Genomic DNA, 25352 nt, shown 5'->3' with positions numbered 1-25352 from the left:
GGACAACGAGAACCTGACGCCCAAGCAGCTGGCGGCGCTCCAGGAGCTGGTGGCCGACCAGAGCGCCACGTCCGACGCCTGGGTGATCAAGGAGAAGCTGCGCTGGATCCAGAAGGCTCCGACGCCACGAGCGGCCCGGTGGCGCATCACGAACTATCTCAAAGTCATGAAAGCGGCAGTTGCCGAGAAGCCACTGTTGAAGCCGATGGGCAAGGCTCTGGCGACGCTGGAGCGGCATGCCGACGCGGTGGTCAGGCGTTGGATCTCGGGGCTGACGAACGCACGACTGGAAGGGATGAACGGCCTGTTCCAGGCGGCTCGGTCACGCGCACGCGGTTACCGGAACGAGGCCAACTTCATCGCCATGATCTACCTGATTGGCAGCCCGGTAGGCCGCCTGTTCGATCAGGCCAAATCCACGTGAAGCGACGAAGAACCGTATTGTTCGACGCTGTACCAGTCCCTGCTGACCCGGCACGAGCTGCGTTGCAGCATGAGCGCCAAGGGCAACTGCTACGACAACGCCTGTGCCGAGAGCTTCTTCCATAGCCTCAAGGTCGAGGCGATTCATGGTGAGCGATTCGAAACCAGGGAAGCCATGCGGCGACAGGTGTTCGAGTTCATCGAGCTGGACTACAACAGGCAGCGCCGGCACAGTGCGATTGGGATGATCAGCCCAGAGGCCTTCGAGGCCCGAATGATAGCTTAGATCGGTGTCCACAATTGCTGGGTAAGATCATAGCCCTGTCGGGCCAACTCGGCAGCGAAGCCCTCGGCATAGGGTGTGAGTGGCCCGGTCATGCGGACCCGTGATGGGTTGGACATCGAGGTTTCTCCTTCCACGGTTGTTAGGAAGGAGAAGAATCGCTTGGATTATGCCGACCTTACGAGCACGATCTCCGCCCCAGGCAAGGCTGAGCCACGCAACATTGGCATAATCCGGAGGTCGGCATAATGGACCCAGCAGCGTTGGTGGCCGGTCTCGGGGTAGACCTTGCCCAGCGCGGCCCAGAACCCCATGGCGCCGTCGCCGACCGCAAGCTTGGGGGCGGTGGTCAGCCCTCGCTCGCGCAGCCCCGTGAGCAGCTCGTTCCAGCTGGCTTCCGACTCGCGTCGCCCATCCTCGACGGCGACCAGCTCCTTGCGGCCCTGCTCAGTGACACCGATGATCACCAGCAAGCACAGTCGATCATCCATGCGGACGTTGCTGTACACGCCGTCGGCCCACCAGTAGACGTAGCGCTGGTCTGCCAAGTCGCGCTTCTGCCAGTCAGCATGCTCGTCCTCCCACTGCTTCTTGAGGCGGGACACGGTGTTGGCCGACAGCCCCTTAGCATGGTCGCCCAGAAGCGCCGCCAGTGCCTCCTGGTAGTCGCCGGTGGAGACTCCCTTCAGGTAGAGCCAGGGGATCAGCTCCTCGATGCTGCGGGCCCGCTTCAGGTAGGGCGGCAGCAGTGCGCTGCTAAAGGTGGCCCCCTCGCCACTGCGGTCACGGATCCGGGGGACCTTGACCTCGACGTCGCCGATGCCGGTCTGCACCGTGCGCTCGGGCAGGTAGCCATTGCGCACCACGGCGCGACGGCCGTCTTCCAGCGTCTTGTCGGCGTATTGTTCCAGGAACGTGCTCAACTCCGCCTCCACGGCCTTGGCGATCAGGTCTCGGGCTCCGTTGCGCAGCAGTTCGTGCAGTGGGTCGATGGCACCGGCGTCTGGCTGCGTCACGGCTTGGAGGGTAGAATCGGTCATGGCGTATCCATCCTGTGTTGGTTGTGATCTGGCGTGATCAATCAACAGGATACGCCACCCTCTCTACTTCCCTCCATACACAAGACTTGAGCTTAACTCGACGGGGCTGGCATCTGGTTAAGACCAAAGTCGCTTTTCGCCATAGAGAAGGGTGGTTTACCTTCGAGTCAGTGATACGAACTGATGTTCACTCTGCGAACGGATGCGCGAACACGATAACGATACCCGGAGGATGACCATGAAGACCCAGTTCACCGCCTGCCTGCTGGCCGCGTCCATCGCCGGCCTGGGCGCCGCTTCCGCCCAGTCGGCCACCACCCTGCGCATGGCGCACTTCTGGCCGGGCGCCTCGGGCATCAACCAGGAGATATTCAAGGCATGGGCGGCCACCATCGAGGAGGAGTCCGGCGGTGAGCTCAGGGTCGAGATGTTCCCTTCCGGGACCCTGGCCAAGCCCGACTCCCTCTACGAGGCGGCGGCGAACGGCATCGCCGACATCAGTGCCACCGCCCAGGGCTATACTGCCGGGCGCTTCCCGCTGTCGCAGGTCGTCGAGTTGCCCGGGGTGGCGACCACCGCGACCCAGGGTGCCTGCGTGCTGCAGACCCTCTATGACGAGGGCCGCCTGGACGAGGAGTACGCCGACACCCGGCCGCTGTTCATGTTTACCACCGGGCCGGGTGGCATCCACACCATCGATACCGACGTCCAGGTGCCATCCGACCTCGAGGGATTGCGCATCCGTCGCCCCACCGCGGTGGCGGGTGAAATGCTCGAGAACATGGGGGCGAGCCCCGTGGGCATGCCGGCGCCGGACATCTACACCGCCATGCAGCGTGGCGTCATCGATGGCCTGAGCTTTCCCTGGGAGGGGCTGAAGGGGTTCCGGATCAACGAGCTGGTCAGCTACCACACTGAGGTGCCGTTCTACACCCTGATCTTCGTGGCCACCATGAACCAGCGCGCCTACGACAACCTGAGCCCCGAGCAGCAGGCGGTGATCGACGCCAACTCCGGCATGCGGTGGGCCGAGAACGCCGGCGTCGTCTTCGATCGCCTCGATGTGGAAGGCAAGCAGGAGGCCAAGGACGCCGGCCACACCATCCGCGAGATCGACAACCCCCTCGAGCATCCGGACTGGCAGAAGCCGCTCCAGGACGGCATCGAGAGCTACCTGACACGGCTCGAGGAGCGCGGTCTGCCGGGGCGTGAGGTCTACGAGGCGGCGCTCGCCGCCAGCGAGTCCTGCGCCACCGGCCAGGAGTAAGGGGGGATGCAGTCCACCCTGGAACGGGCCAGTCAGTGGCTGGCCCTCTTGTGCAAGCTCGTCGCCGGCATCGCCCTGGTGGGGCTGCTGGCGGTGACCATCGCCGATGTCAGCACCCGCTACCTGTCGCGGCTCACCGAGGGGGCCATCGCCCTGCGCGTCTCCGGCAGCGTGGAACTGGTCAGCTACCTGATGCTGTTCTCCCTGCTGGCGGCCATGGCGGCCAACGTGGAGAGGAGCCAGGTGGTGGTGGAGGCCTTCTCGCATGGCCTGTCTCCCACCCTCAAGAACCGCCTGCATGGCGTCTACCTGCTGGGGTTCACGGCACTCGGCCTGATTCTCTTCCTCGGCCTGGTGGATTCCGCCGCCTCGGCGGCCCGGCATGGTGAGGTGACTCAGGACCTGCGGCTCCCCATGGGGCCCATCTATTATGCGGCCGCCCTGCTCAGCCTGCTGCTGGGGCTGCGCAGCCTGGTCCATGCCGTGCTGAGTGCCGTCTTCGGCGCCGAGGGGGAGGTCTCCAGTGGGGATTGATCTGTCGAGTGAGATGATCGGGGCCATCGGGCTGGCCCTGCTGCTGTTATTGATGGTGCTGCGGGTGCCGGTGGCGCTGACCATGCTGATCGTCGGCGTGGTGGGCTTTGCCCAGGTGATTAGCTGGAGTGCGGCTATCGCCCAGCTCAAGACCGTGCCGGTGGAGGTGCTCTCCAACTACAGCTTCAGTGCCGTGCCGATGTTCATCCTGATGGGCGTGCTGGCGGCGCATTCCGGCATGGCCGGCAAGTTATTTCAGTCGGCGCGTACCATCTGCGGCGGCTGGAAAGGGGGGCTCGCCATCGCCGCAGTGGGCTCCTGTGGGATATTCTCGGCGATCTCCGGCTCGTCGCTGGCCACTGCCAGCACCATGACACGGGTCGCGCTGCCGGAGATGGAGCGCTACGGGTATAACCGCGGCCTGGCCACCGGCGCGCTGGCGGCCGGCGGCACCCTGGGCATCATGATTCCGCCCAGTATCGCGCTGCTGATCTACGCTATCCTCACCGAGCAGTCGGTGGGCGACATGTTCATGGCCGGCCTGGTGCCGGGGCTGATGGGGCTTTTGATGTACGCGCTCACCGTCACCGTGGTGATGCGCCTCAAGCCCTCGCTGGCGGTGGCCGGCGAGCCGACCTCATGGCTGCAGAAGCTGGCCTCGCTCGGCGGGCTGGTGCCGTTCTTCGCGGTCTTCCTGGTGATGATCCTGGGGATCTACTTCGGCGCCTTCACGCCTACCGAGGGGGCCAGCGTGGGTGCCTTCGCCACCCTGCTCTATGCCCTGGTCAAGGGCATGCGTGGCCGCGAATTGTGGCGCAGCGTGCAGGAGACCCTGGCGCTCTCCGCGGTGGTGTTCTTCATGCTGGTGGGGGCCGAGACCCTGGGTTACTTCATCTCGGTGTCGCGGATCTCTTTCTCGATCACCGACGTCCTCTACGGCATGGACCTGGCGCCGATCGTGGTGGTGCTGTGCATCCTGCTGCTCTACTTCGTGCTGGGGATGTTCATGGACGCGATCGCCATGCTGGTGATCACGGTGCCGGTGGTGTTCCCGATTATCCAGTCGCTGGGCATCGACCCGGTGTGGTTCGGCATCATCACCGTGCTGACCGTGGAGCTGGGGCTGATCACCCCGCCGGTGGGCATGAACGTCTTCGTGATCAAGGCCATGGCCCCCCACGTGGGGCTGGGCGAGATCTTCAAGGGCGTGGCGCCGTTCATCGTCTCGGACTTCCTACGCCTGGCGCTGCTGATCGCCTTCCCGGTGCTCTCCACGATGTTCCTGCTCTGAGCCACGAGGGCCGACGACAACGCCCCCGGCGCAATGCCGGGGGCGCTCTATAACCCATGAGTTATGAGCGCTCGCCAAATCCTCAATTGACAGCCAGCCACGACAGGACCATCTTTCGAGTAGTGAAAACCGCATGGCGTCCGGCCATGCCGGCACGACCACCTCGGAGGTGTGACATGAATGACAAGCAGACCTTACGCCAGGGCTGGCTGGCACGACTCGAGGAGCGCCTCTTCGCGGCCAGCATGCCCCGGGTGGTACAGGGTATCCGCCATGAGGCGTCCGTCGTCTATCGGGAGATGGTGCGTGACCTCGATACCCCGATGGCGCCCGCCTTCGAGCGCGAAGTGGCGCGGACCCTCAACCGCGGCGGGGAGCGTGAGCTGATTCCCGCCGAGACCCTGATGCCCGAGATGATGGCGCGCTTCGATCTCGACCGAGACGACTTCGGCCCCGAGGAGGCGGTGCACTTCGGCGAGCTGCAGACGGTCTGTAATCGCTGTCCCGTGGTCGGCCGCTGCTGGAAAGCAATGCGCGGCGGTGAGCGCTGGGAGACGTGCCGTGGCTTCTGCCCCAACGCCGAGGCCTTCGAACACAAGTCTCTGGCAGCGGCTGGCTGAGTAAACCCTGCGGAGTGAACAGCGCCCCCGGAAGCCCAGGCATCCGGGGGCGCTGTTGTATCGGCACTAAGCCTCCGTCTGGCGCCGGCGGAAGTCCCGGGGCGAGAGGCCGGTGAGTCGCTTGAAGAAGCGGGTGAAGTAAGCGGGTTCCGAGAAGCCCAGGCTGTCGGCGACCTGGCTGATGGTCATGTTGGTGTAGGTGAGCTGGCGCTTGGCCTCCAGCAGGATCCGCTCGTGCAGCAGTTGCAGGGCACTGCGTCCGGCCAGGCGTCGGCACAGCATGTTGAGATGGGCGCTGGTCATGCCCAGTTGGCCGGCGAATTTCTCGATGCCGGGCTGCTGGCGGAACTGTCCCTCGATCAGCGCCAGGTAGTTCTGCAGGTGCGCCCGGGCGCGGTCCCGGCGGCGGGGTTGCGGTCGGCTGCCGGGCTGCGGATCGCGATCGGCGAGACGGGCGAGCTCCACGGTCAGGGCCTGGATCAGGGCCTCCAGCAGGTGGTTGCGGCCGGTCTCCGGGTGCCGGTATTCGTTATCGATCTGCGCCACCAGGGTGGCGAGGCGGGCCGCCTCCCGCGCCTCGCCCAGGGGATGGGCCGCGGCGCGGGTCAGGGTGGCGGCCTGCTGCGCCAGTCGGTCATCGAGCTGTTCGACCAGCGGCCGGGCCAGGGTGATGATATGGCCGCGGATATCCGGTGAGAAGCGGAAGCCATGGATGCTCATGGCCGGGACCACGATCACCAGTGGCCCTTGCAGCTGTTGCGTGCTGCCCTCCAGCTCGAGCGCCACGTCCCCCGCCGAGACATGCAGCAGGTGCACCAGGTCGGCGTGGCGATGCGGGCGGATGCGCCAGTCGTGCAGGCGGCTGCGGTCGGGAATCGACTCGCAGTGCAGCAGGTCGGGCGTCGGCCAGTGTCGGGTCTCGCCATAGAGCGTGAAGACGGGAACATCCGTGGCAGGTGACGGGGCCATCTTGCCTCCGGTTGTGCAATCTAGACGAACGTCGATGCCATATCTTGGAAATATCCAAGGAATGCTGCCAATCTTGCCTTACTTGGCGTCGTGTTTCAGTGAAAAATGCAACTCATCGATTGATTGATGAAACACAACAACGCAGAGGTATCCCCATGAAGACACAGGTCGCGATCATCGGCGCCGGCCCCTCGGGCCTGCTGCTCGGTCAGCTGCTCAGCCGCCAGGGCATCGACAATGTCATCCTCGAGCGCAAGTCCGGCGAGTACGTGCTGAGCCGCATCCGTGCCGGCGTGCTGGAGCAGGGCATGGTCGACCTGCTGCGCGAGGCGGGTGTCGACAAGCGCATGGACGAGGAGGGCGAAGTCCACGACGGCGTCGAGCTGGCCCTGGATAAACGCCGCGTGCGCGTCGACCTGGCCGGGCTCACCGGCGGCAAGACGGTGATGGTCTACGGTCAGACCGAGGTCACCCGGGACTTGATGGAGGCCCGCGAGGCCGTCGGCGGCACCACCCTCTACGAGGTGGACGATGCCCAGCCCCATGACCTCGAGACCGACCATCCCTATGTCACCTTCGCGAAAGACGGCGAGACGCACCGCCTGGACTGCGACTACGTGGCCGGCTGCGACGGCTACCATGGCGTGTCGCGCCAGTCGATCCCCGAGGGGCGCATCAAGGCGTTCGAGAAGGTCTATCCCTTCGGCTGGCTGGGCCTGCTCTCCGACACCCCGCCGGTCGCCGAGGAACTGATCTATGCCCGCCACGAGCGTGGCTTCGCCCTGTGCAGCATGCGTTCTTCGACCCGCAGCCGCTACTACATTCAGGTGGGGCTGGACGAAAAGGTCGAGGACTGGTCCGACGAACGCTTCTGGGAGGAGCTCAAGCGGCGTATCCCCGACGACGTGGCCGAGAAACTGGTGACCGGTCCCTCCATCGAGAAGAGCATCGCGCCGCTGCGCAGCTTCGTGGTCGAGCCCATGCAGTTCGGCCGGCTCTTCCTGGTCGGCGATGCCGCCCATATCGTGCCGCCCACCGGCGCCAAAGGCCTCAACCTGGCGGCCAGCGACGTCAACACCCTCTACCGGCTGATGATGAGCGTCTACCAGGAGGGGCGTACCGACCTGATCCCCCACTACTCCGAGACCTGCCTCAAGCGCATCTGGATGGCCGAGCGCTTCTCCTGGTGGATGACCTCCATGCTGCACAAGTTCTCCGAGGAGGAGGACTTCAATACCCGCATGCAGCAGGCCGAGCTGGACTACGTGACCAGCTCCGAGGCGGGGCTGACCACCATCGCCGAGAACTACGTGGGCCTGGCCTACGAGTCCCTCGAATAGCCTCAGGGATAGCGCCCGCTGCGGCGGTTCTCCACCAGCACCTCGAGGATGGCGTTGGCCTCCTGCATCACGGGGGAGGGGGGGTCCCCGCGGCGGCGGCTGCAGTTGACGGGCGTGGTGATGCTCTTGTCGGCGAGGTAGACGTAGACGATGCCGTCACGCTGCACGCGCTTGACCTGCTCGGGCACCAGGCTGATACCCATCTCGGAGTGCACAAGGCCAAGGGCCGTCTGCAACTCGTTGGCTTCCTGGGCCACCTCCACCTTCAGCCCCTGGCGGCGGAAGAGCCCGAGCACCATGTCGGCCATGCTGGGGCGTGGTTTGGCAGGAAACAGGATCAGCGGGTAGTGGGACAGCTGCTCGAGGGTCGGGGTGGTGCCTTCCAGCGGGTGGCCCGCCGGCAGGGCGGCCAGCATGGGTTCGTCGAACAACACCTCCTGCTCCACGTCCGGGTCGTCTATCCTGAGACGACCGAAGCCCATATCGATGCGACCCGCCTTCAACGCCTGGATCTGCTGCACCGTGGTCAGCTCCGCCAGGCTCAGCTCGACATTATCCTTTTGTCGTAAGTCGCGGACCAACAGCGGCAGCTGGCCATAGAACACCGACGGCACGAAGCCGATGCCGAACATCACGCGCTTGCTGCGGGCCATGCGTCGTGTGGCCTCCAGGGTGGCGTCCACCTTCTCCAGTATCTGGATGGCGTGCTGCCGGAAGAACTGCCCGGTGGGAGTCAGGCGCAGACCACGGGATCCCCGCTCGAACAGCTCGGCCCCGACTTCCTTCTCCAACTGTTTGATCTGCCTGGACAAAGGCGGCTGTGACATGTGCAGACGCTCGGCGGCGCAGGTCAGGTTCAGCTCCTCGGCAACCACGCAGAAGTACCTGAGATGGCGCAGTTCCATGATACCTCCTGGGTATGGCAGGGCACCCAAACAATATTGGTTCGGTCTCCACGCTGCAATCAAACTGCCATGCAATCACCAGATCCCCGGACTTCGGAGCCTCCCATGTCATCCGTGATCGAAAGCATCGAGACGCTGCTGGTCGACTTGCCGACCATCCGCCCGCACAAGCTCTCCATGACCACCATGGCCTGCCAGACCATGGTCATCGTGCGGATGCGCCACAGCGATGGCATCGAGGGCCTCGGCGAGGGCACCACCATCGGCGGGCTGGCCTATGGCCCCGAGAGTCCCGAAAGCATCAAGACCAACATCGACACCTACCTGGCGCCGCTGCTGGTCGGCCAGCCCTCGGGCAACGTCCATGCATTGCGTGCCCGGCTGAATCGTCATGCCCGCGGCAACGCCATCGCCAAGTCGGCGCTGGAGACCGCGCTGCTCGACGCCCAGGGCAAGCGCCTGGGCCTCTCCGTGGCCGATCTGTTGGGCGGCGCCCGTCAGACGCACCTGCCGGTGCTCTGGACCCTGGCCAGCGGCGATACCCGAAAGGACATCGACGAGGCCCTGCTGCGCCTCGAGCAGCGTCGCCACTGCGACTTCAAGCTGAAGATCGGCGCCAACCCGGTGGACCAGGACGTGCGCCACGTGGCCGCCATCAAGGAGGCCCTGGGTGACCGGGCAAGCGTGCGGGTCGACGTCAACCAGGCCTGGGACGAGTCCACCGCGGTGCGCGGCATCCAGGCGTTGCAGGACGCCGGCATCGAGCTGGTCGAGCAGGCCATTCCCGCCCGCGAGCATGCCGGCCTGATCCGCCTGGCCAACCGCTTCAACGTGCCGATGCTGGCCGACGAGGCGGTGCAGGATGCCCGCGACGCTATCGACCTGGTGTCGGGCGGTTTCAGCGGCGCCTTCGCCCTGAAGATCGCCAAGTCCGGCGGCATCCAGGGGGTGCTGGAGCTGGCCCATGTGGCCCAGGCCGCCGGCATCGGTCTCTACGGCGGCACCCTGCTCGAGGGCTCCATCGGCACCGCCGCGTCCCTGCACGCCTGGGCAACGCTTCCCGAGATGGCCTGGGGCACCGAGATGTTCGGCCCGCTGCTGCTCAAGGACGACATCGTCGCCGAGCCGCTCAGCTACCACGAGTTCGGTGTCGACCTCCCCCAGGGGGCGGGGCTCGGCATCACCCTGGACGAAGACAAGCTTGCGCACTATTCGCGCAAGAACTGAGAAGGAGATCGATATGCTGTTTCAGGTGGAAATGACCGTCAAGCTGCCGCCGTCCATGCCGGCCGAGCAGGCCGCCGAGATCAAGGCGACCGAGAAGGCCTACTCCCAGGAGCTGCAGCGCGCCGGCAAGTGGCGCCACCTGTGGCGCGTGGCCGGCAGCTACTCGAACGTCAGCATCTTCGACGTCGAGGACAACGCCGAGCTGCAGGAGCTGGTCAGCAACCTGCCGCTCTTCCCCTACATGGAGATCAGCGTCAAGCCGCTGTGTCGCCACCCGTCCTCCATCCGCGATGACGACGCCTGAGTCACGGATGAAAGCAGGGCCGACACAGTCAACTGGCCGGCACCGCCAAGGTTTGAGCGTGCCGTCGCCCTTACACCTGGACGTGTCGGGGAAACGCCGCTGATCACCGATACAAGGTGGTGCTGAACAACGACTACAGCCACCAGGTCATCGACGTCTATCACGTTTGAACCGGTGCAGGAGGAGATTCGACCATGAGCTATACCATTGCACTCAACTTCGAGGACGGCGTTAGCCGTTTCATCGGCTGCAAGGAAGGGGAGACGGTCCTCGATGCCGCCTACCGGCAGAAGGTCAACCTGCCGATGGACTGTTCCGACGGTGTCTGCGGTACCTGCAAGGGGCACTGTGAACAGGGCCAGTTCGACATGGGCGACGAGTACCTGGAGGACGCCCTGTCCGACGAGGAGGCCGCCGAGGGCCAGGTACTGACCTGCCAGATGGTGCCGTCGTCGGACTGCGTCATCCAGATCCCGGTGGCTTCCACCCTGTGCAAGACCCAGGTTGGCAAGCTCGAGGGCACCCTGGCCGTGGTCGAGCAACTCTCCGAGGACAGCATCGAGCTGGGCGTGGACCTGGACGATGAGGCCGCGTTGGCCTTCCTGCCGGGGCAGTACATCCACATCGATGTGCCGGGCAGCGAGCAGCACCGCTCCTACTCCTTCAGCTCGAAGCCCGGCGAGCAGCGCGCCACCTTCCTGATCCGCAATATCCCCAATGGGGTGATGAGCGGCTATCTGACCGAGCGCGCCAAGGTCGGTGACCGGCTGGCCCTGACCGGGCCGATGGGCAGCTTCTACCTGCGCGAGATCAGCCGTCCGGTGCTGATGCTGGCCGGTGGCACGGGCCTCGCCCCCTTCCTTTCCATGCTCGAATTGCTGGTCCAGAAGCGGGCGGAAGGGACGACATCCGAGCAGCCGATCCACCTGATCTACGGCGTCAACAAGGACGACCACCTGGTCAAGGTCGACGCCCTGGAGCATTTCGCCGCGGAGCTGCCGACCTTCAGCTACTCCACCGTGGTGGTGGACGAGGCTAGCGAGCATCCGCGCAAGGGTTACGTGACGCACCATATGGACGCCGAGGTGATGCACGACGGCGACATCGACGTCTATCTGTGCGGGCCGCCTCCGATGGTCGATGCCGTGCTCAAGTACTTCGACAAGGAAGGCATCGTGCCGCAGAGCTTCCACTACGAGAAGTTCACCCCCAACCAGGCACCGGGAGAGGCGTCATGAGTCTACAACGCTTCGACGGCTCACGTTTCCAGGGGCGGGTGATGGTGATCACCGGCGCGGCCCAAGGCATCGGGCAGCGCCTCGCCGAGCGGGCCGCCGCCGAGGGCGCCCGCCTGGCCCTGGTGGATCGTGCCGACCTCGTCCATGAGGTGGTGGCGGGGCTTGCCGAGCAGGGTGTGGACGCCATCGCCCTGCAGGCCGACCTCGAGACCTGGGAGGGGGCCGAGGAGGTGATGGCTCGTACGGTGGAGCACTTCGGTCGGATCGACATCCTGATCAACAACGTGGGCGGCGCCATCAACTTCAAGCCGTTCACCGAGTTCACCGCTACCGAGATCGCCGCCGAGGTCAACCGCTCGCTGATGCCGACGCTGTGGTGCTGCCGGGCGGTGCTGCCGACCCTGGTGGCGCAGGGCGGTGGCGTGATCGTCAACGTCTCCTCGGTGGCGACCCGGGGCATCCACCGGATCCCCTACTCGGCGGCCAAGGGGGGCATCAATGCACTGACCGAGTCCCTGGCCTTCGAAGTCGCCGAGCACGGCATCCGCGTGGCGGCCGCCGGCATCGGCGGGACCGAGGCGCCGCCGCGCAAGATCTCCCGCGGCACCCCGGAGCCCCGCAACGAGACGGAGCGAGCCTGGTTCCAGGCGCATATTGACCAGACCAAGCAGAGCTGCCTGATGAAGCGCTACGGCACCCTGGACGAGATGGCCGCACCGATCCTGTTCCTGGCCTCCGACGAGGCGAGCTACATCACCGGCAGCGTGCTGCCGGTGGGCGGCGGCGACCAGGGCTGACGCCTTCCTGGCCTACGGGCTGCCGCTGGCACTGATCCTGGGGGCGCTGATCTCGATGCTGGTAGAGTTCCGGGACTTCGACGTCTCCCAGGAGCGTGAGGCCCTGCGCAAGCGCTTCCCGGCGAAGAGTGCCGGCTGATCGATAGCGCCGGCGCCCGGGCGTCGGCGTGCCTGCATGGCTGTTTCCTCCTTGGCCCGTGGCTGCTTCGGCAGCGCGGGTTTTTTTGTCCGGCCGCTTCCCGGTCCCGCCGTGCCGGCTTCTTATCCTTTTGTCTCAATCTTCGTCCCCTGGAGGGGGGAGTCGACGTTCAGAAAGCCGCACCGGCCGCGGCAGGGGCCATCCGGAGTGGCCCAGCCTCGGTCCGGTCGGTCGACATACCGCTGTCGGAATGCCTGGCTCTTGCGGGGTATGGCGGAGGATGCCTTGCAAAGTATTGATTTTAAGATGGTTGTCTCCTCCATGCCGGGGAGGGAAGGAGGGTGTGTAGGCTGCCTTGGCGATACCCCTTGGGTATAGAGGGGAACCCAAACGATATTGGTGACGATCGCGCCGTCTGGCCAGAATCCATTCACCACAACAAGAACGCCTCCGTCGAGATGTGATCTGTCAGGCATCCGGAGGTTTCGACCACTTGCCTTGCATCCCTGATGACACACCGCAGGGCATAACGACAACGATGAGAGCGTGACTATGACTGTCAAAATTTTCGATACTCCCGAGGTCCAGGACTTCCTGAACACCATCGCCGGCTTCGACCAGGAGGGCGGCAACGAGCGCGCCAAGCAGATCGTCCATCGCCTGATCTCCGACCTGTTCAAACTGATCGACGACTTCGATGTCACCGAGGAGGAGTACTGGTCCGCCGTCAATCTGCTCAACGCCCTGGGCAGCCAGACCCAGTTCGGCCTGCTCTCCCCGGGCCTGGGCTTTGACCACTTCCTCGACATGCGTCAGGACGCCATCGACGCCGAGGCCCAGCGTACCGGCGGCACCCCGCGCACCATCGAGGGCCCGCTCTACGTGGCCGGCGCCCCGGAAGCCGAGGGCTTCGCGCGCATGGACGACGGCCAGGATCAGGACGGCGAGGCCATGTGGCTGACCGGCCAGGTGCGTGATGTCGACGGCACCCCGATCGCCGGCGCCAAGGTCGAGATCTGGCATGCCAACTCCAAGGGCGGCTACTCCTTCTTCGACCAGACCCAGAGCGAGTACAACCTGCGCCGCACCATCTACACCGACAGCGAAGGCCGCTACACCGCGCGCAGCATCATCCCGTCTGGCTACGGCGTGCCGGAAGGCGCCCCCACCGACGTGGTGCTCAAGTCCCTGGGCCGCCACGGCGAACGTCCGGCGCACATCCACTACTTCGTCTCCGCACCGGGTCACCAGCACCTGACCACCCAGATCAACCTGGCCGGCGACCCCTACACCTACGACGACTTCGCCTTCGCGACCCGCGAGGAGCTGGTGGTGCCGGCCAAGCGCATCGAGGAGCAGGACGAGATCGCCCAGCGCGAGATGGACGGTCCCTTCTCCGAGGTGGTGTTCGACGTCGAGCTCTCCAGGACCGACAAGGCCGAGCTGCAGACTCGCCATGCCCGTCCGCGGGCCAAGGAAGACGAGCAGGACCGCCACAGCCAGCTGGCCGGCACCGCCAAGGTCTGAGCGAGCCCTCGCCCCTTAACCCCCTGATCAACGGACGGTCCGCCCCGGGGGCGGATCCTCCCCCGCATAACAATCGAGGAGATGGATCATGACCACCCAGCTTGACCAACTCGAGGAACGCGTCCGCGGCGCCGTCGTCGACGACGCCGACAACGGCATCTTCCGCTGCCACCGCAGCATGTTCACCGACCCGGATTTCTTCGACCTGGAGATGAAGCACATCTTCGAGGGCAACTGGCTGTTCCTGGCCCACGAGAGCCAGATCAGCGAGCCGGGCGACTACTTCACCGTGACCATGGGCCGCCAGCCGGTGGTCATCACCCGCGACAAGGCCGGCGAGCTGCACGGCCTGATCAACGCCTGCGCCCACCGTGGCGCCACCCTGTGCCGCCGCAAGCAGGGCAACAAGGGCACCTTCACCTGCCCCTTCCACGGCTGGACCTTCAAGAACGACGGCAAGCTGCTCAAGGCCAAGAACGAGAAGAACGGCGCCTACCCGGAGGGCTTCAAGCAGGAGGGCTCCCACGACCTCAAGCGCCTGCCGCGCTTCGCCAACTACAAGGGCTTCTTGTTCGGCAGCCTGAGCGATGACGTCCCGCCGCTGGAGGAGTACCTGGGCGAGACCACCAAGGTCATCGACAACATCGTCGACCAGGCGCCGGAAGGCCTGGAGATCCTGCGCGGTACCTCGTCGTACACCTACAACGGCAACTGGAAGCTGCAGGCCGAGAACGGCGCCGACGGCTACCACGTGAGCTCGGTGCACTGGAACTACGCCTCGACCATGGAGCGTCGCAACTACGACGCCGGCGGCACCAAGGCGGTGGACGCCGACGGCTGGTCGAAGAGCCAGGGCGGCTTCTACTCCTACGAGAACGGCCACATGATGCTGTGGACCCGGCTGCTCAACCCCGAGGTGCGCCCGGTCTATACCCGCAAGGACGAGATCGAGGCCGAACTGGGCGCGGCGCGGGCCGACTCCATCGTCAACCAGACCCGCAACCTCTGCCTCTACCCCAACGTCTACCTGATGGACCAGTTCTCCACGCAGATCCGCGTGCTGCGCCCGCTGTCCGTGGACAAGACCGAGGTCACCATCTACTGCTTCGCGCCCAGGGGCGAGTCCGCGGAGAACCGCCGGGTGCGCATCCGCCAGTACGAGGACTTCTTCAACGTCTCGGGCATGGGCACGCCGGACGACCTGGAGGAATTCCGCGCCTGCCAGGACGGCTACAACGGCGCGCTGGCCGAGTGGAACGACCTCTCGCGCGGCGCCAGGCAGTGGGTCGAGGGGGCCGACGAGAACGCCCAGGCGATCGACATGAAGCCGCTGCTCAGCGGGGCCTCCCCGGAAGACGAGGGTCTCTATGTGCTGCACCACCAGCACTGGGTCGAGGAGATGCTGCGCGCCATCGACAAGGAACGCAGCCAGTTTATCGCCACCGAGCGTTCGACCGAGAGTGCGTAAGCGCGCCCGAACCGAGAAGGGGAGAACAGACATGAGCATCAGCTACCACGACATCCAGGCCTTCCTGTACCGCGAGGCGCGCCTGCTCGACGACCGCCAGTGGGACGACTGGCTGGCGTGCTACCGCCAGGACGCCGAGTTCTGGATGCCGGCCTGGGACGACGACGACCAGCTGACCCGGGACCCGCAGAGCGAGATCTCGCTGATCTACTACCCGAACCGCGAAGGGCTCGAGGACCGGGTCTACCGGATCAAGACCGAGCGCAGCGGGGCGAGCACACCGGAGCCGCGCACCACCCATCAGATCACCAACCTCGAGGTACTGAAGGAAGAGGGCGACACGGTGGAGGTGCGCTTCAACTGGCACACCCTGAGCCATCGCTACAAGACGACCGACAGCTACTTCGGCAGCGCCTTCTACACCCTGGACGTATCGGGGGAAACGCCGCTGATCACCAGAAAAGTCGTGCAACTCAACAACGACTACATCCACCAGGTCATCGACGTCTACTACGTCTGACGACGACGCCCAAGCATGAGCGGGACAGGGACGTCCCCAACAGAGCACCGCGCTCCAACAACAACCGACCCCTGGGAATCACACCATGAAAAACGTCAAGAAGACCGCCCTTGCCACCGTGCTGGGCACCGTTACCCTCATGTCTGCCTCCGCCGCCATGGCCGACAGCCATCCGGTGAAACTGGGCCTGATGCTGCCCTACTCCGGCACCTACACGGCGCTGGGCGAGGCCATCACCAACGGCCTCAAGCTCGCCATCGAGCAGAACGGCGGCCAGCTCGGCGGCCGCGACGTCGAGTACGTGCAGCTCGATTCCGAGGCCAATCCCTCCAAGGCGCCCCAGAACATGAGCCGCCTGGTCAAGGGCGATGGCGTCGACTTCGTCATCGGCCCGGTCCACTCCGGCGTGGCCATGGGCATGCTGCGGGTGGCCAAGCAGTCCGGCGCCATCACCATCATCCCCAATGCCGGTCTGGAGGCCGCCACCAACCAGTTGTGCATGCCCAACGTCTTCCGCACCTCGTTCAGCATGTGGCAGAACAGCTTCCCGATGGGCAAGGTCGCCTATGACCGGGGACACCGCGAGGTCGTGACCATCACCTGGGACTACGCCGGGGGCAAGGAGGACGTGGCCGGCTTCAAGGAGGCCTTCGAGGCGGAGGGCGGCGAGATCGTCGAGGAGATCCTGGTGCCCTTCCCGAGCACCGAGTTCCAGAGCTACCTCACCCAGATCGCCAGCATCGCCCCGGACGCCGTCTACACCTTCTTCGCCGGCGGCGGCGGGGTCAGCTTCGTGCGCGATTATGCCGCCGCCGGCCTCAAGGAGAGCATCCCGCTGATGGGCTCGGGCTTCCTTACCGAGGGCAACATCGCGGCCATGGACGGTGCCGGCGAGGGTGTGCTGACCACCATGCACTATGCCGAGACCCTGGACAGCGAGGCGAACCGCGCCTTCGTGTCGGCCTACGAGGACGCCTTTGAGGTGACCCCGGACACCTACTCGGTGCAGGGCTATGACACCGGCGCCATGCTGGTCCAGGCGCTCGACGCGGTCGGCGGCAACACCGAGGACCGGGACGCGCTGGTCGAGGCCCTGGCCGAGGTGGAGCTCGAGAGCCCGCGGGGCCTGATGAGCTTCTCCGATTCCCACCACCCGATCCAGAACGTCTACCTGCGCGAGATCCGCGATGGCAAGCACGAGGTGGTCGGCATCGCCGCCGAGCAACTCGAAGTACCGGACGACGCCTGCCAGATCTGAACCGGTGAACGTCTGACTTCCCGGGGCGAGCCAGGCTCGCCCCTTCCATCGCGGAGGAGATCGTCATGGATCTCGCATTCTTTGGTGTGCAGCTCCTCAACGGGCTGCAGTACGGACTGCTGCTGTTCCTGATCGCCAGCGGCCTGACCCTGATCTTCGGCATCATGGGCATCATCAACCTGGCCCACGGGGCCATGTACATGATCGGGGCCTACCTGGTCTACGACCTGACCGTGCGGCTGGGCAACTTCTGGCTGGCGATTGCCGTGGCCATTCCCATCGCCATCGCCCTGGGGCTGATCATCGAGCGGCTGTTCCTGGATACGCTCTACAAGCGCGATCACCTCTACCAGGTGCTGCTGACCTTCGGCCTGATCCTGGTGATCAACGAGGCGCAACGCATCATCTGGGGTGGCGACGTCCACAGCGTGGCGATCCCGGCACCCTTCGACGCCAGCCTGCAGCTGACCGACAACCTGCAGTACTCGGTCTACCGGCTGTTCGTGATGGGCGTCTGCCTGGCACTGGCGGGCGTCATCTACTGGGTGATCCGCCATACCCGGCTGGGCATCATCATCCGCGCGGGTGCCGTGAACCGTGACATGGTGGAAGGCCTGGGCATCAACGTGCGCACCCTCTTCACCTTGATCTTCAGCGTCGGCGTGGCGCTGACCGCCTTCGCCGGCATGATCGCCGCCCCGCTGACCTCCATCACCCCGGGCATGGGCGACAGCATCCTGATCACCTGTTTCGTGGTGGTGGTCATCGGCGGGATCGGCTCGATCAAGGGGGCCTTCTGGGGCGCCATCCTGATCGGCATGGCCGAGACCTTCGGCTCGGTGCTGATTCCGAGCATTGCCAGCATGGTGATCTACCTGATCATGGCCGCCGTGCTGCTGGTCAAGCCCCGCGGCCTGTTCGCTTGAGGAGGATGAGACATGTTGCATAGATATCCCAAGCGCGTCGCCGTCATCATGCTGGCCCTGCTGGCCATCGTCGCGCTCTTCCCGCTCTGGGGGCCGACGCTGTTCGGCAGCCAGACCGACTTCATCCTGGAGAAGCTGACCCTCATGGTGATCCTGGCGCTGTTTGCCATGAGCCTGGATCTGCTGGTGGGCATCGTCGGCCTGGTCAGCCTGGGTCACGCGCTGTTCTTCGGCCTCGGCGCCTATACCCTGGCTCTCGCCAGCCCCGATTTCGATGCGGCCTCCATGTGGTGGATGCTGCCGCTGGTCATGCTGGTGTCCGCCGTCGCCGCCCTGGTGGTGGGCCTGCTGGTAATCCGCACCAAGGGCATCTACTTCATCATGACCACCCTGGCCTTCGGCCAGATGCTCTTCTATCTGATCAGTACCGCGCCGTTCGCCGGCGGCACGGACGGGGTCTTCATCATGTTCAGGCCGAGTGTGAGCGTCGGCGAGATGGCCCTGCTGGACATGAGCGATCCCCACACCTTCTTCTACTTCTGCCTGGGGATGCTGGTCGTTGGCTTCCTGTTCCTGCGCTGGCTGACCCGCTCCTACTTCGGCCAGGTGCTCGACGGCATCCATGACAACGAGCACCGCATGCAGGCGCTCGGCTATGCCACCCACGGCTACAAGCTGATTGCCTTCGTCATCAGTGGGGTCCTCGCCGCCATCGCCGGCATGCTGGCCGCCATGCAGTACGGCTTCGCCAACCCGGCCCAGCTCGGCTGGCACACCTCCGGCGAGGTGCTGATGATGCTGATCCTCGGCGGCATGGGCACCATCTTCGGCCCGATCCTCGGCGCCTTCGCCTACGAGATCCTGCTCTACGTCTACGAGCACCTGACTATGCACTGGCCGATCCTGATGGGCCTGACCATCATCGCCGCCGTGCTGGTGCTGCCGCGGGGCATCGCCGGGCTGATCATCGCGCCACCCTGGGCCCGCAAGAAGCCCCCGGTCGTCGAGGAAGCGACACGAGGAGGGATAAGCCATGAGTGATGAACCGATTCTGGTCACCCACGGGCTGACCCGTCGCTTCGGCGGCCTGGTGGCGGTCAACGGCGTCGACTTCGACGTCAGGCCGGGCGAGATCCACGCCATCCTGGGGCCCAACGGCGCCGGCAAGAGCACCCTGATCAACCTGCTGTCGGGGGAGATCCCGCCCTCGGAGGGCGAGGTGCTCTTTCACGGCAAGCCCATCCAGGGCAAGAGCGTGCGCCAGATCGCTCACATGGGCATCGGCCGCAGCCACCAGAAGACCAATATCTTCCCGCGCCTTAACTGCCTGCAGAACTGCGAGCTGGCCGCCCGCATCCACATGGGCGGCGTGTTCGGCAGCTGGCGCTCCCGCCAGCGGGCCAGGGCGGTCAGCGAGCGCGCCCTCGAGGTGCTCGAGACCTGCCACCTGATCCACCGCGCCCATACCCCGGCCGCTGACATGAGCTACGGCGAGCAGCGTCAGCTGCAGATCGCCATGGTGCTGGCCACGGCGCCCAGCCTGATGCTGCTCGACGAACCCATGGCCGGCATGGGCCGCGATGAGACCGTGCAGGTCACGGAACTGCTCGAGAGCCTCACCGACCGCTATACCCTGGTGCTGATCGAGCACGACATGGACAGCGTCTTCCGCCTGGCCGACCGCATCACCGTGATGGTGGACGGCTGCGTGCTGGAGAGCGGACCCACCGAGCAGATCCGCGCCAGCGAGAAGGTGCGTGACGTCTATCTCGGGCGCCACCACGAGGAGGCTTCGGCATGACGGCACAGCAACAGATCACCCCGCTGGTCGATGCCCGCGGGCTGCATACCTACTATGGCGAGAGCCATATCCTGCACGGCGTCGACCTCACCCTGATGCCCGGCGAGACCCTCAGCCTGCTGGGCCGCAACGGCATGGGCAAGACCACCACGCTGAAGTCGATCCTGGGCTTCGTGCCACCGCGCCGCGGTGAGGTGCGCATCAAGGGCATCCCGGCGGCGAAGCGACGCCCCTGGCAGCTGATTCGCCAGGGCATCGGCTATGTGCCGGAGGGGCGCGGCATCTTCCCTGGCATCAGCGTGCGCGAGCATCTGATCATGGCCGCCCGGCCCAACGACCGGGGCGAGTCGCCCTGGACGCTGGAGCGCGTGCTGGACACCTTCCCGAGGCTCGGCCAGCGCATCAACCACGACGGCTCCTTCCTCTCCGGGGGCGAGCAGCAGATGCTCTCCATCGGGCGGGCCCTGACCCTCAACCCGGACCTGATGATCCTCGACGAGGCCACCGAAGGGCTGGCGCCGCTGATCCGCGACGAGATCTGGAAGATCATCCACGAGATCAAGGCTTCAGGCATCGCCACCATCATCGTCGACAAGAACATCGACAACCTGCTGGAGGTGGCCGAGAAGCACCTCCTGCTGGTCAAGGGAGCGGTGGTCTACAGCGGCGACTCCCGGAGCCTGAAGGCCGATCCCACCATCCTCGACACCCACCTCGGCGTCGCCTGAGGTGTGACGGAGAGCCGTTGCATGCGACTTCACAAGGATTGGTCGATACCCGCGATCACCGCCGGCTTCGTGGCGGTGCTGGTCTCCTACTCCGGCCCCCTGGCGATCTTCTTCCAGGCGGCCCAGAGTGCCGAGATCTCCACGGCCATGATGACCTCCTGGGTGTGGGCGATCTCCATCGGCGCCGCCGTCTCGGGGATCGCCCTCAGCCTGTGGCTGAAGGTGCCCGTGGTCACCGCCTGGTCGGCACCGGGCACGGCGCTGCTGGTCACGCTGTTCCCCGGGCTGTCACTGAACGAGGCGGTGGGGGCCTATCTCACGGCGGCGGCGGTGATCTTCGTGATCGGCATCACCGGCTCCTTCGACCGCATCATCCAGGCGATCCCGCCGGGCATCGCCAGCGCCATGATGGCGGGCATCCTCTTCCAGTTCGGGGTCGGGGTCTTCGTCTCCCTGGAGGCGGTGCCGGCGCTGACCCTGGGCATGATCCTGACCTACCTGGTGTTCAAGCGACTGACCCCACGTTACAGCCTGGTGGCGCTGCTGGTGGTCGGCGTTATCCTGGCCGTGGTGTTCGAGGGTGCCAGTCTCGATGGCGTAACGCTGAGCCTGGCAAACCCGCAGTTCATCCGTCCCGAGTGGAGCTGGAACGCCACTCTGAGCCTAGCCATCCCGCTGGTGCTGGTCAGCCTGACCGGCCAGTTCCTGCCGGGCATGGCGATCATGCGCAGCGCCGGCTACAACACCCCGGCCAGGCCGATCGTCACCGTGACCAGCCTGACCTCCTTGGTCACCGCTTTCTTCGGCGGCATCACCACGGTGATTGCGGCGATCACGGCGGCGATCTGCACCAGCAAGGAGGCCCATGAGGATCCCGCCAAGCGCTACGTGGCCGGGGTCGCCAACGGGGTCTTCTACCTGATCGGGGGCACCTTCGCCGGCACCATCGTGCTGCTCTTCACCTCGCTGCCCGGCGAGTTCGTGGCGGTGCTGGCGGGCCTGGCGCTGATCGGCGCCATCACCAGCAACGTCAGCGCCTTCGCCGCCCACAAGGACCACCTGGAGGCCTCGGTGATCACCTTCATCGCCACGGCCTCGGGCATGAGCTTCCTGGGGCTGGGCTCGGCCTTCTGGGGGGTGGTGGTCGGCGCGCTGGCCTACGCCCTGCTGCATCGACCACTGCCCGGCTCAGGGCGCCGGGCCGAGCGGGCGCAGGCCCGCCAGTCATCCTGAACTCCACTACCGACATTTCAAGAACAACGCTTTCCAGAGGAGCCTGACGATGGACAAGATACATGTGGCGATGGACGAGAGCGACGCCTCGCTGCGCGCCCTGGCACTCGGCCAGCACCTGGCCGGGCAGCTGGCGGTGCCATTGAGCGTGACCTCCGTGGTGGCCAGCGAGGCGCAGGCCGAGTCCCGACGCGCGGCACTGCAGTCGCGCCTGGCGGACCAGCAGGCGGGGGACGCCAGCATCGAGGTGGCGGTCCACGAGAGCGCCAAGGCCTACCTGGGTCAGCTGGCCGGCCGCGAGGAGGTGGGGTTGTGCATGATGGCCCACGGGCGGCGCCCGGTACCGGAGATGCTGATCGGCAGCGTTACCGCCGGCGTCGTACGACGCGCGAACCGGCCGGTCTTCCTGTGCGGGCCGCGCTTCGATGCCGGGGCCCATCGCAAGGTGGAGGTGCTGATGGTCTGCGTGGACGGCTCGAAGCTCTCCGAGGCGATCCTGCCCCATGCGGTGGCCCTCGCCGGGCGGCTGGACGCCCGCCTGCAGCTGCTTCAGGTGATCGACACCAGTGCCGCCGCGGCGGTGCCCTTGGATGGCGGCCATGCCGACGTGATGGAGTCCGGCTATGTGCATGGCCTGGCGCGGCGCCTGCGCAGCGAGCAGGGCATGGAGGTGGACTGGGAGGTGCTGCACGGTGACCCGGCCGATTCCATTGTCAGCTACCTGGCGGACTGCCAGGACACCATGCTGGCCATGACTACCCACGGCCGCAGCGGGCTCTCCCAGGTGGTAGCCGGCAGCGTCAGCCACGAGGTGCTCCACGAGGCGCGCTGCCCGGTGGCGGTGCTGCGCCCGGCCGACATCGGCTGAGCCCACGTGGCTTGTCCGGCCGCATGCCGGTGGCGCCACGCAAGGCCCGCCCTCCCGGCGGGCCCTGTGCGTGACGTCAGCCGTCAGGAACGGTCTCGGTCCTGGCGCGCTTCGTCCCTGACGTCCCCATCCTTGACATCATAGTCGCCTTCCAGCACCTGCTGCTCGCGGTAGCGGCCACCGGCGTCGCGTCCCTCGCGATAGCGGGTCTCGCGATAGTGGACGCTGCCGTCCACGTCCTCGGCCTGGTCGGCGCGCATCGCCTCCATCTGCTTCTTCATGCGATGGCGCAGGAAGGGCATCATCGCCCAGCCGATGAGCAGGAAGAACAGCCCCAGCACCATGGCGACGATCATCATGGCGCCGAACAACAACCAGGTGAGCAGCAGCTTTATACCGCTCAGGGGGCCGCTGGCACGGGTCTGGCGGGCGCGCGCCTGCCACTGCTGGGCGGCGCGCCAGGCGGCATTCTGCTGTGAGCCGCGGCGCGGGTCATGGGGGTCGGGCATGCGGGACTCCGGTGTCTCTGAAGGGGGCGCCGGCCCGGCCGGCGCCCCGTGAATGACTGCCCGTTGGAAAGCGCGCGGAGCGCTTCGTTCCGAGGATGGGTCAGGATGCGACCAGACGCCACAGCGCGGCGGTCAGGATCCCGGCGGCGATCGCCGGCAGCGGCTTGCGCAGCACCAGCATCACCGCCGCCGTGGCGACCAGGGCCATCCGGGCCCCGCCGTCGCCGTTCACCGCCATGGGGGTGATCACCGCCACCAGCACCGAGCCGGCCATGGCGTTGATGAAGCGCTCTACTCTTGGGCCGATGGGCACCCGGGCCATCACGAAGACCCCGCCGGCGCGGGTCAGGTAGGTGACCAGCGCCATGACCACGATGGCCAGCAGCACGCCGCCGTTGGCGGCCGACAGGGTCATGGCGCCGTCTCCTTGCCCGCCGGTGGCAGCAGCAGGCCCACCACGCCGCCCGCCAGCGCCCCCACGATCACGTGGGCATGGGGCGGCAGCCAGGCCATCGCGGCCAGGGCCGCCAGGGCCGCGGCGCCCCAGGGCAGCAGCACGCCGAGGTCGCGCTTGTCGCCCACCAGCATGGCCAGCAGGAAGCAGCCCATGATGGCATCCAGCCCGAAGCGGTCGGGCTCGCTGATGCCGCTGCCGAAGGCCACGCCGAGGCCGGTGCCGATCATCCAGGTGGACCACAGGGCCAGGCCCCCGCCGACCAGGATGCCCAGCCGGGCCGGCGTGGACCCCGCGGTCATGGCCATGGCCCAGTTGGCGTCGCTGAGCAGCAGCAAGCTGGCGTAGCGACGCCCGCTGGACAGGTCGCGCAGGTGCGGGTAGAAGGCGGCGCCCATCAGCAGGTGGCGGGCATTGATCGCCAGGGTGATGGCCACCAGCGGCAGCAGCGGGATGGTATCGCCCCACAGTTCCAGGGTCGCGAACTGGGCCGCCCCCGCGAACACCAGGCCGCTCATCAGCAGGGTCTCGACGGCGGAGAGTCCCTGCTGCAGGGCCGCCACCCCGAAGGCCAGCCCGAAGACGATCACGAACAGCGACAACGGCGCCATGCGCCGAAAGCCCTCGACGAGATGGCCAAGGGTGGGTCGCGCGTCGTGGTCGGTGGTCATGAGCGCCACATCTCGGCGACGATCTCGTAGCTTCTCAGCCGGTCCTCGGAATCGTAGACATCGGTATTGAGCATCAGCTCGTCGGCGCCGGTCAGCGCCAGGAAGCGCTCCAGGCCCTCGCGCACGGTCTCGGGGCCGCCGATCACCGCGGCGCCCAGGAACTGCTCCACCTGGGCCTGCTCCCGGGGCGACCAGTCCAGCGCTGCCACCGGCGGCAGGGCCTTGGTGCGCTGGCCGCGGATCATGCCCAGGAACTTGCGGCGGGCCGTGGAGGCCAGGTAGTCCGCCTGGAGGTCGTTCTCGGCGGCAATCACCGGCAGGCCAACCATGGCGTGGGGCCGGTCCAGCACCGCCGAGGGCCGGAAGTTGTCGCGATAGAGCTTGAGCGCCTCGAACAGCTGGGCCGGGGCGAACTGGGCGGCGAAGGCGAAGGGCAGCCCCTCCCGAGCCGCCAGGCGGGCGCTGAAGTCGCTGGAGCCGAGCAGCCACAGCGGCACCCGGGTGCCCTGGCCGGGCACCGCCCGCACCCGCTGGCCTGGCCGCTCGTCGTCGAGATAGCCCTGGAGCTCGGCCAGTCGCTGGGGGAAGTCATCGACGCCGGCATAGGGGTCGCGGCGCATGGCGGCCATGGTGGGGCCGTCTGACCCCGGCGCGCGGCCCAGGCCCAGGTCGATGCGTCCGGGATAGAGGGTCTCCAGTGTGCCGAACTGCTCGGCCACCACCAGCGGTGGGTGGTTGGGCAGCATGATGCCGCCGCTGCCCACGCGGATCCGCTCGGTGGCGCCGGCGATATGCCCGATCAGCACCGCGGTGGCGGCACTGGCGATGCCCTCGATACTGTGGTGCTCGGCCAGCCAGTAGCGCGTGAAGCCGAGCCGCTCGGTGAGCCGGGCCAGCGCCACGCTCTCGCGAAAGGTGTCGGCGATGCTGCCGTCCTCGCGGATCGGGGCCAGGTCGAGCACGGAAAGGGGCGTGTCGGCGAGTCGGGACATGTTGTGAGTCACTCCAGAAA

The 25352-nt window shown here is 66.3% G+C and carries 26 protein-coding genes and 2 pseudogenes; 21 read left to right on the top strand and 7 right to left on the bottom strand.

The features are described 5' to 3' along the window. Together OP498_RS14380 and OP498_RS14375 are read left to right on the top strand one after the other, a co-directional pair. Window positions 1-424 (top strand): transposase (locus OP498_RS14380; RefSeq protein ID WP_280554037.1); only part of this gene is annotated, 424 nt, incomplete at its 5' end. A 15-nt stretch (window positions 425-439) separates the two neighbouring features. Further along, a pseudogene (locus OP498_RS14375) lies at window positions 440-709 on the top strand (IS3 family transposase); the annotation flags it as partial. Between the two features lie 167 nt (window positions 710-876). On the opposite strand, the pseudogene OP498_RS14370 reads toward OP498_RS14375, so the two are convergent. Further along, window positions 877-1746 (bottom strand): annotated as a pseudogene (locus OP498_RS14370) (IS256 family transposase); the annotation flags it as partial. A 238-nt stretch (window positions 1747-1984) separates the two neighbouring features. Here OP498_RS14370 and OP498_RS14365 point away from each other — a divergent pair. From OP498_RS14365 to OP498_RS14350, 4 genes are all read left to right on the top strand, one after another. Beyond that, the gene (locus OP498_RS14365) at window positions 1985-3013 is read left to right on the top strand and encodes a TRAP transporter substrate-binding protein (protein WP_280554036.1); all 1029 of its coding nucleotides are present in this window, start codon (window positions 1985-1987) and stop codon (window positions 3011-3013) included. Between the two features lie 6 nt (window positions 3014-3019). Further along, on the top strand, window positions 3020-3547 hold the full coding sequence (locus OP498_RS14360; RefSeq protein WP_280554034.1) for a TRAP transporter small permease subunit: 528 nt from the start codon (window positions 3020-3022) through the stop codon (window positions 3545-3547). A 1-nt stretch (window position 3548) separates the two neighbouring features. After that, complete coding sequence (locus tag OP498_RS14355) at window positions 3549-4838, top strand: TRAP transporter large permease (RefSeq protein WP_280554039.1); 1290 nt, start codon at window positions 3549-3551, stop codon at window positions 4836-4838. Between the two features lie 176 nt (window positions 4839-5014). Next, window positions 5015-5458 (top strand): hypothetical protein, encoded by a 444-nt coding sequence (locus OP498_RS14350; protein WP_280554033.1) that lies wholly within the window; start codon window positions 5015-5017, stop codon window positions 5456-5458. 66 nt (window positions 5459-5524) lie between these two features. Here OP498_RS14350 and OP498_RS14345 read toward each other — a convergent pair whose 3' ends face one another. Beyond that, window positions 5525-6427 (bottom strand): helix-turn-helix domain-containing protein, encoded by a 903-nt coding sequence (locus OP498_RS14345; RefSeq protein WP_280554031.1) that lies wholly within the window; start codon window positions 6425-6427, stop codon window positions 5525-5527. A 155-nt stretch (window positions 6428-6582) separates the two neighbouring features. On the opposite strand from OP498_RS14345, the gene pobA reads away from it, so the two are divergent. After that, on the top strand, window positions 6583-7767 hold the full coding sequence (pobA, locus tag OP498_RS14340; RefSeq protein WP_280554029.1) for a 4-hydroxybenzoate 3-monooxygenase: 1185 nt from the start codon (window positions 6583-6585) through the stop codon (window positions 7765-7767). A gap of 2 nt (window positions 7768-7769) precedes the next feature. On the opposite strand, the gene OP498_RS14335 is transcribed toward pobA, so the two are convergent. Further along, window positions 7770-8672, bottom strand: coding sequence for a LysR family transcriptional regulator (locus OP498_RS14335; protein ID WP_280554027.1), 903 nt, complete (start codon window positions 8670-8672; stop codon window positions 7770-7772). A gap of 105 nt (window positions 8673-8777) precedes the next feature. Here OP498_RS14335 and OP498_RS14330 point away from each other — a divergent pair, with 105 nt between their 5' ends. The 14 genes from OP498_RS14330 to OP498_RS14265 all read left to right on the top strand — a co-directional run bounded on the left by OP498_RS14330 (window position 8778) and on the right by OP498_RS14265 (window position 22706). After that, entirely contained in the window at window positions 8778-9899 is a 1122-nt protein-coding gene (locus OP498_RS14330) for a muconate/chloromuconate family cycloisomerase (RefSeq protein WP_280554026.1), read from the top strand. Window positions 9900-9912: 13 nt separating this feature from the next. Further along, window positions 9913-10203 (top strand): muconolactone Delta-isomerase, encoded by a 291-nt coding sequence (catC, locus tag OP498_RS14325; RefSeq protein ID WP_280554025.1) that lies wholly within the window; start codon window positions 9913-9915, stop codon window positions 10201-10203. Window positions 10204-10397: 194 nt separating this feature from the next. Further along, complete coding sequence (gene benC / locus OP498_RS14320; protein WP_280548785.1) at window positions 10398-11441, top strand: benzoate 1,2-dioxygenase electron transfer component BenC; 1044 nt, start codon at window positions 10398-10400, stop codon at window positions 11439-11441. Beyond that, complete coding sequence (benD, locus tag OP498_RS14315) at window positions 11438-12238, top strand: benzoate diol dehydrogenase BenD (protein ID WP_280548782.1); 801 nt, start codon at window positions 11438-11440, stop codon at window positions 12236-12238. The genes benC and benD overlap by 4 nt, the downstream gene beginning before the upstream one ends. Window positions 12239-12929: 691 nt before the next feature. Then, window positions 12930-13904 (top strand): catechol 1,2-dioxygenase, encoded by a 975-nt coding sequence (gene catA, locus OP498_RS14310; protein ID WP_280554024.1) that lies wholly within the window; start codon window positions 12930-12932, stop codon window positions 13902-13904. Window positions 13905-13992: 88 nt separating this feature from the next. Beyond that, a complete protein-coding gene (locus OP498_RS14305; RefSeq protein ID WP_280554022.1) occupies window positions 13993-15372 on the top strand; it encodes a Rieske 2Fe-2S domain-containing protein in 1380 nt (459 codons plus the stop codon). Between the two features lie 31 nt (window positions 15373-15403). Further along, window positions 15404-15892 (top strand): benzoate 1,2-dioxygenase small subunit, encoded by a 489-nt coding sequence (gene benB / locus OP498_RS14300; RefSeq protein ID WP_280554021.1) that lies wholly within the window; start codon window positions 15404-15406, stop codon window positions 15890-15892. 85 nt (window positions 15893-15977) lie between these two features. Continuing rightward, on the top strand, window positions 15978-17150 hold the full coding sequence (locus OP498_RS14295; RefSeq protein WP_280554019.1) for an ABC transporter substrate-binding protein: 1173 nt from the start codon (window positions 15978-15980) through the stop codon (window positions 17148-17150). A gap of 65 nt (window positions 17151-17215) precedes the next feature. Then, on the top strand, window positions 17216-18076 hold the full coding sequence (locus OP498_RS14290) for a branched-chain amino acid ABC transporter permease (RefSeq protein WP_280554017.1): 861 nt from the start codon (window positions 17216-17218) through the stop codon (window positions 18074-18076). 12 nt (window positions 18077-18088) lie between these two features. Beyond that, the gene (locus OP498_RS14285) at window positions 18089-19117 is read left to right on the top strand and encodes a branched-chain amino acid ABC transporter permease (protein WP_280554015.1); all 1029 of its coding nucleotides are present in this window, start codon (window positions 18089-18091) and stop codon (window positions 19115-19117) included. Continuing rightward, window positions 19110-19877: an ABC transporter ATP-binding protein gene (locus OP498_RS14280; protein ID WP_280554014.1), complete on the top strand. Its 768-nt coding sequence runs from the start codon at window positions 19110-19112 to the stop codon at window positions 19875-19877. Before OP498_RS14285 ends, OP498_RS14280 begins: the two co-directional genes overlap by 8 nt. Then, window positions 19874-20605 (top strand): ABC transporter ATP-binding protein, encoded by a 732-nt coding sequence (locus OP498_RS14275; RefSeq protein ID WP_280548764.1) that lies wholly within the window; start codon window positions 19874-19876, stop codon window positions 20603-20605. The genes OP498_RS14280 and OP498_RS14275 overlap by 4 nt, the downstream gene beginning before the upstream one ends. Before the next feature lie 21 nt (window positions 20606-20626). Further along, window positions 20627-21838, top strand: coding sequence for a benzoate/H(+) symporter BenE family transporter (locus tag OP498_RS14270; protein ID WP_280554013.1), 1212 nt, complete (start codon window positions 20627-20629; stop codon window positions 21836-21838). A 49-nt stretch (window positions 21839-21887) separates the two neighbouring features. Then, entirely contained in the window at window positions 21888-22706 is an 819-nt protein-coding gene (locus OP498_RS14265; protein ID WP_280554011.1) for a universal stress protein, read from the top strand. 83 nt (window positions 22707-22789) lie between these two features. On the opposite strand, the gene OP498_RS14260 is transcribed toward OP498_RS14265, so the two are convergent. From OP498_RS14260 to OP498_RS14245, 4 genes are all read right to left on the bottom strand, one after another. Next, window positions 22790-23215, bottom strand: coding sequence for a hypothetical protein (locus OP498_RS14260; RefSeq protein ID WP_280554010.1), 426 nt, complete (start codon window positions 23213-23215; stop codon window positions 22790-22792). 100 nt (window positions 23216-23315) lie between these two features. Beyond that, entirely contained in the window at window positions 23316-23630 is a 315-nt protein-coding gene (locus tag OP498_RS14255; RefSeq protein ID WP_280554009.1) for an AzlD domain-containing protein, read from the bottom strand. Next, complete coding sequence (locus tag OP498_RS14250; protein WP_280548752.1) at window positions 23627-24340, bottom strand: AzlC family ABC transporter permease; 714 nt, start codon at window positions 24338-24340, stop codon at window positions 23627-23629. Before OP498_RS14250 ends, OP498_RS14255 begins: the two co-directional genes overlap by 4 nt. Further along, entirely contained in the window at window positions 24337-25332 is a 996-nt protein-coding gene (locus tag OP498_RS14245; RefSeq protein ID WP_280554006.1) for an LLM class flavin-dependent oxidoreductase, read from the bottom strand. The genes OP498_RS14250 and OP498_RS14245 overlap by 4 nt, the downstream gene beginning before the upstream one ends. Window positions 25333-25352: the final 20 nt, after the last annotated feature.

This window comes from Halomonas sp. 25-S5, assembly GCF_029889845.1.
Classification (GTDB): Bacteria; Pseudomonadota; Gammaproteobacteria; order Pseudomonadales; family Halomonadaceae; genus Halomonas.
The sequence above is the reverse complement of the archived record's forward strand: the minus strand, read 5'-3'. Positions and strand labels throughout refer to the sequence as shown.

What these genes read in the sequence shown, in the direction of transcription:
- OP498_RS14360 (WP_280554034.1), top strand. Translation starts at nt 3,020, where the DNA reads ATGCAGTCCACCCTGGAACGGGCCAGTCAGTGGCTGGCCCTCTTGTGC.
- catA (WP_280554024.1), top strand. Translation starts at nt 12,930, where the DNA reads ATGACTGTCAAAATTTTCGATACTCCCGAGGTCCAGGACTTCCTGAAC.
- OP498_RS14265 (WP_280554011.1), top strand. Translation starts at nt 21,888, where the DNA reads ATGGACAAGATACATGTGGCGATGGACGAGAGCGACGCCTCGCTGCGC.
- OP498_RS14350 (WP_280554033.1), top strand. Translation starts at nt 5,015, where the DNA reads ATGAATGACAAGCAGACCTTACGCCAGGGCTGGCTGGCACGACTCGAG.
- benC (WP_280548785.1), top strand. Translation starts at nt 10,398, where the DNA reads ATGAGCTATACCATTGCACTCAACTTCGAGGACGGCGTTAGCCGTTTC.
- OP498_RS14290 (WP_280554017.1), top strand. Translation starts at nt 17,216, where the DNA reads ATGGATCTCGCATTCTTTGGTGTGCAGCTCCTCAACGGGCTGCAGTAC.
- OP498_RS14275 (WP_280548764.1), top strand. Translation starts at nt 19,874, where the DNA reads ATGACGGCACAGCAACAGATCACCCCGCTGGTCGATGCCCGCGGGCTG.
- OP498_RS14245 (WP_280554006.1), bottom strand. Translation starts at nt 25,332, where the DNA reads ATGTCCCGACTCGCCGACACGCCCCTTTCCGTGCTCGACCTGGCCCCG.
- OP498_RS14260 (WP_280554010.1), bottom strand. Translation starts at nt 23,215, where the DNA reads ATGCCCGACCCCCATGACCCGCGCCGCGGCTCACAGCAGAATGCCGCC.
- OP498_RS14330 (WP_280554026.1), top strand. Translation starts at nt 8,778, where the DNA reads ATGTCATCCGTGATCGAAAGCATCGAGACGCTGCTGGTCGACTTGCCG.
- OP498_RS14335 (WP_280554027.1), bottom strand. Translation starts at nt 8,672, where the DNA reads ATGGAACTGCGCCATCTCAGGTACTTCTGCGTGGTTGCCGAGGAGCTG.
- OP498_RS14255 (WP_280554009.1), bottom strand. Translation starts at nt 23,630, where the DNA reads ATGACCCTGTCGGCCGCCAACGGCGGCGTGCTGCTGGCCATCGTGGTC.
- OP498_RS14345 (WP_280554031.1), bottom strand. Translation starts at nt 6,427, where the DNA reads ATGGCCCCGTCACCTGCCACGGATGTTCCCGTCTTCACGCTCTATGGC.
- OP498_RS14295 (WP_280554019.1), top strand. Translation starts at nt 15,978, where the DNA reads ATGAAAAACGTCAAGAAGACCGCCCTTGCCACCGTGCTGGGCACCGTT.
- benD (WP_280548782.1), top strand. Translation starts at nt 11,438, where the DNA reads ATGAGTCTACAACGCTTCGACGGCTCACGTTTCCAGGGGCGGGTGATG.
- OP498_RS14250 (WP_280548752.1), bottom strand. Translation starts at nt 24,340, where the DNA reads ATGACCACCGACCACGACGCGCGACCCACCCTTGGCCATCTCGTCGAG.
- benB (WP_280554021.1), top strand. Translation starts at nt 15,404, where the DNA reads ATGAGCATCAGCTACCACGACATCCAGGCCTTCCTGTACCGCGAGGCG.
- OP498_RS14280 (WP_280554014.1), top strand. Translation starts at nt 19,110, where the DNA reads ATGAGTGATGAACCGATTCTGGTCACCCACGGGCTGACCCGTCGCTTC.
- OP498_RS14365 (WP_280554036.1), top strand. Translation starts at nt 1,985, where the DNA reads ATGAAGACCCAGTTCACCGCCTGCCTGCTGGCCGCGTCCATCGCCGGC.
- OP498_RS14305 (WP_280554022.1), top strand. Translation starts at nt 13,993, where the DNA reads ATGACCACCCAGCTTGACCAACTCGAGGAACGCGTCCGCGGCGCCGTC.
- pobA (WP_280554029.1), top strand. Translation starts at nt 6,583, where the DNA reads ATGAAGACACAGGTCGCGATCATCGGCGCCGGCCCCTCGGGCCTGCTG.
- catC (WP_280554025.1), top strand. Translation starts at nt 9,913, where the DNA reads ATGCTGTTTCAGGTGGAAATGACCGTCAAGCTGCCGCCGTCCATGCCG.
- OP498_RS14285 (WP_280554015.1), top strand. Translation starts at nt 18,089, where the DNA reads ATGTTGCATAGATATCCCAAGCGCGTCGCCGTCATCATGCTGGCCCTG.
- OP498_RS14270 (WP_280554013.1), top strand. Translation starts at nt 20,627, where the DNA reads ATGCGACTTCACAAGGATTGGTCGATACCCGCGATCACCGCCGGCTTC.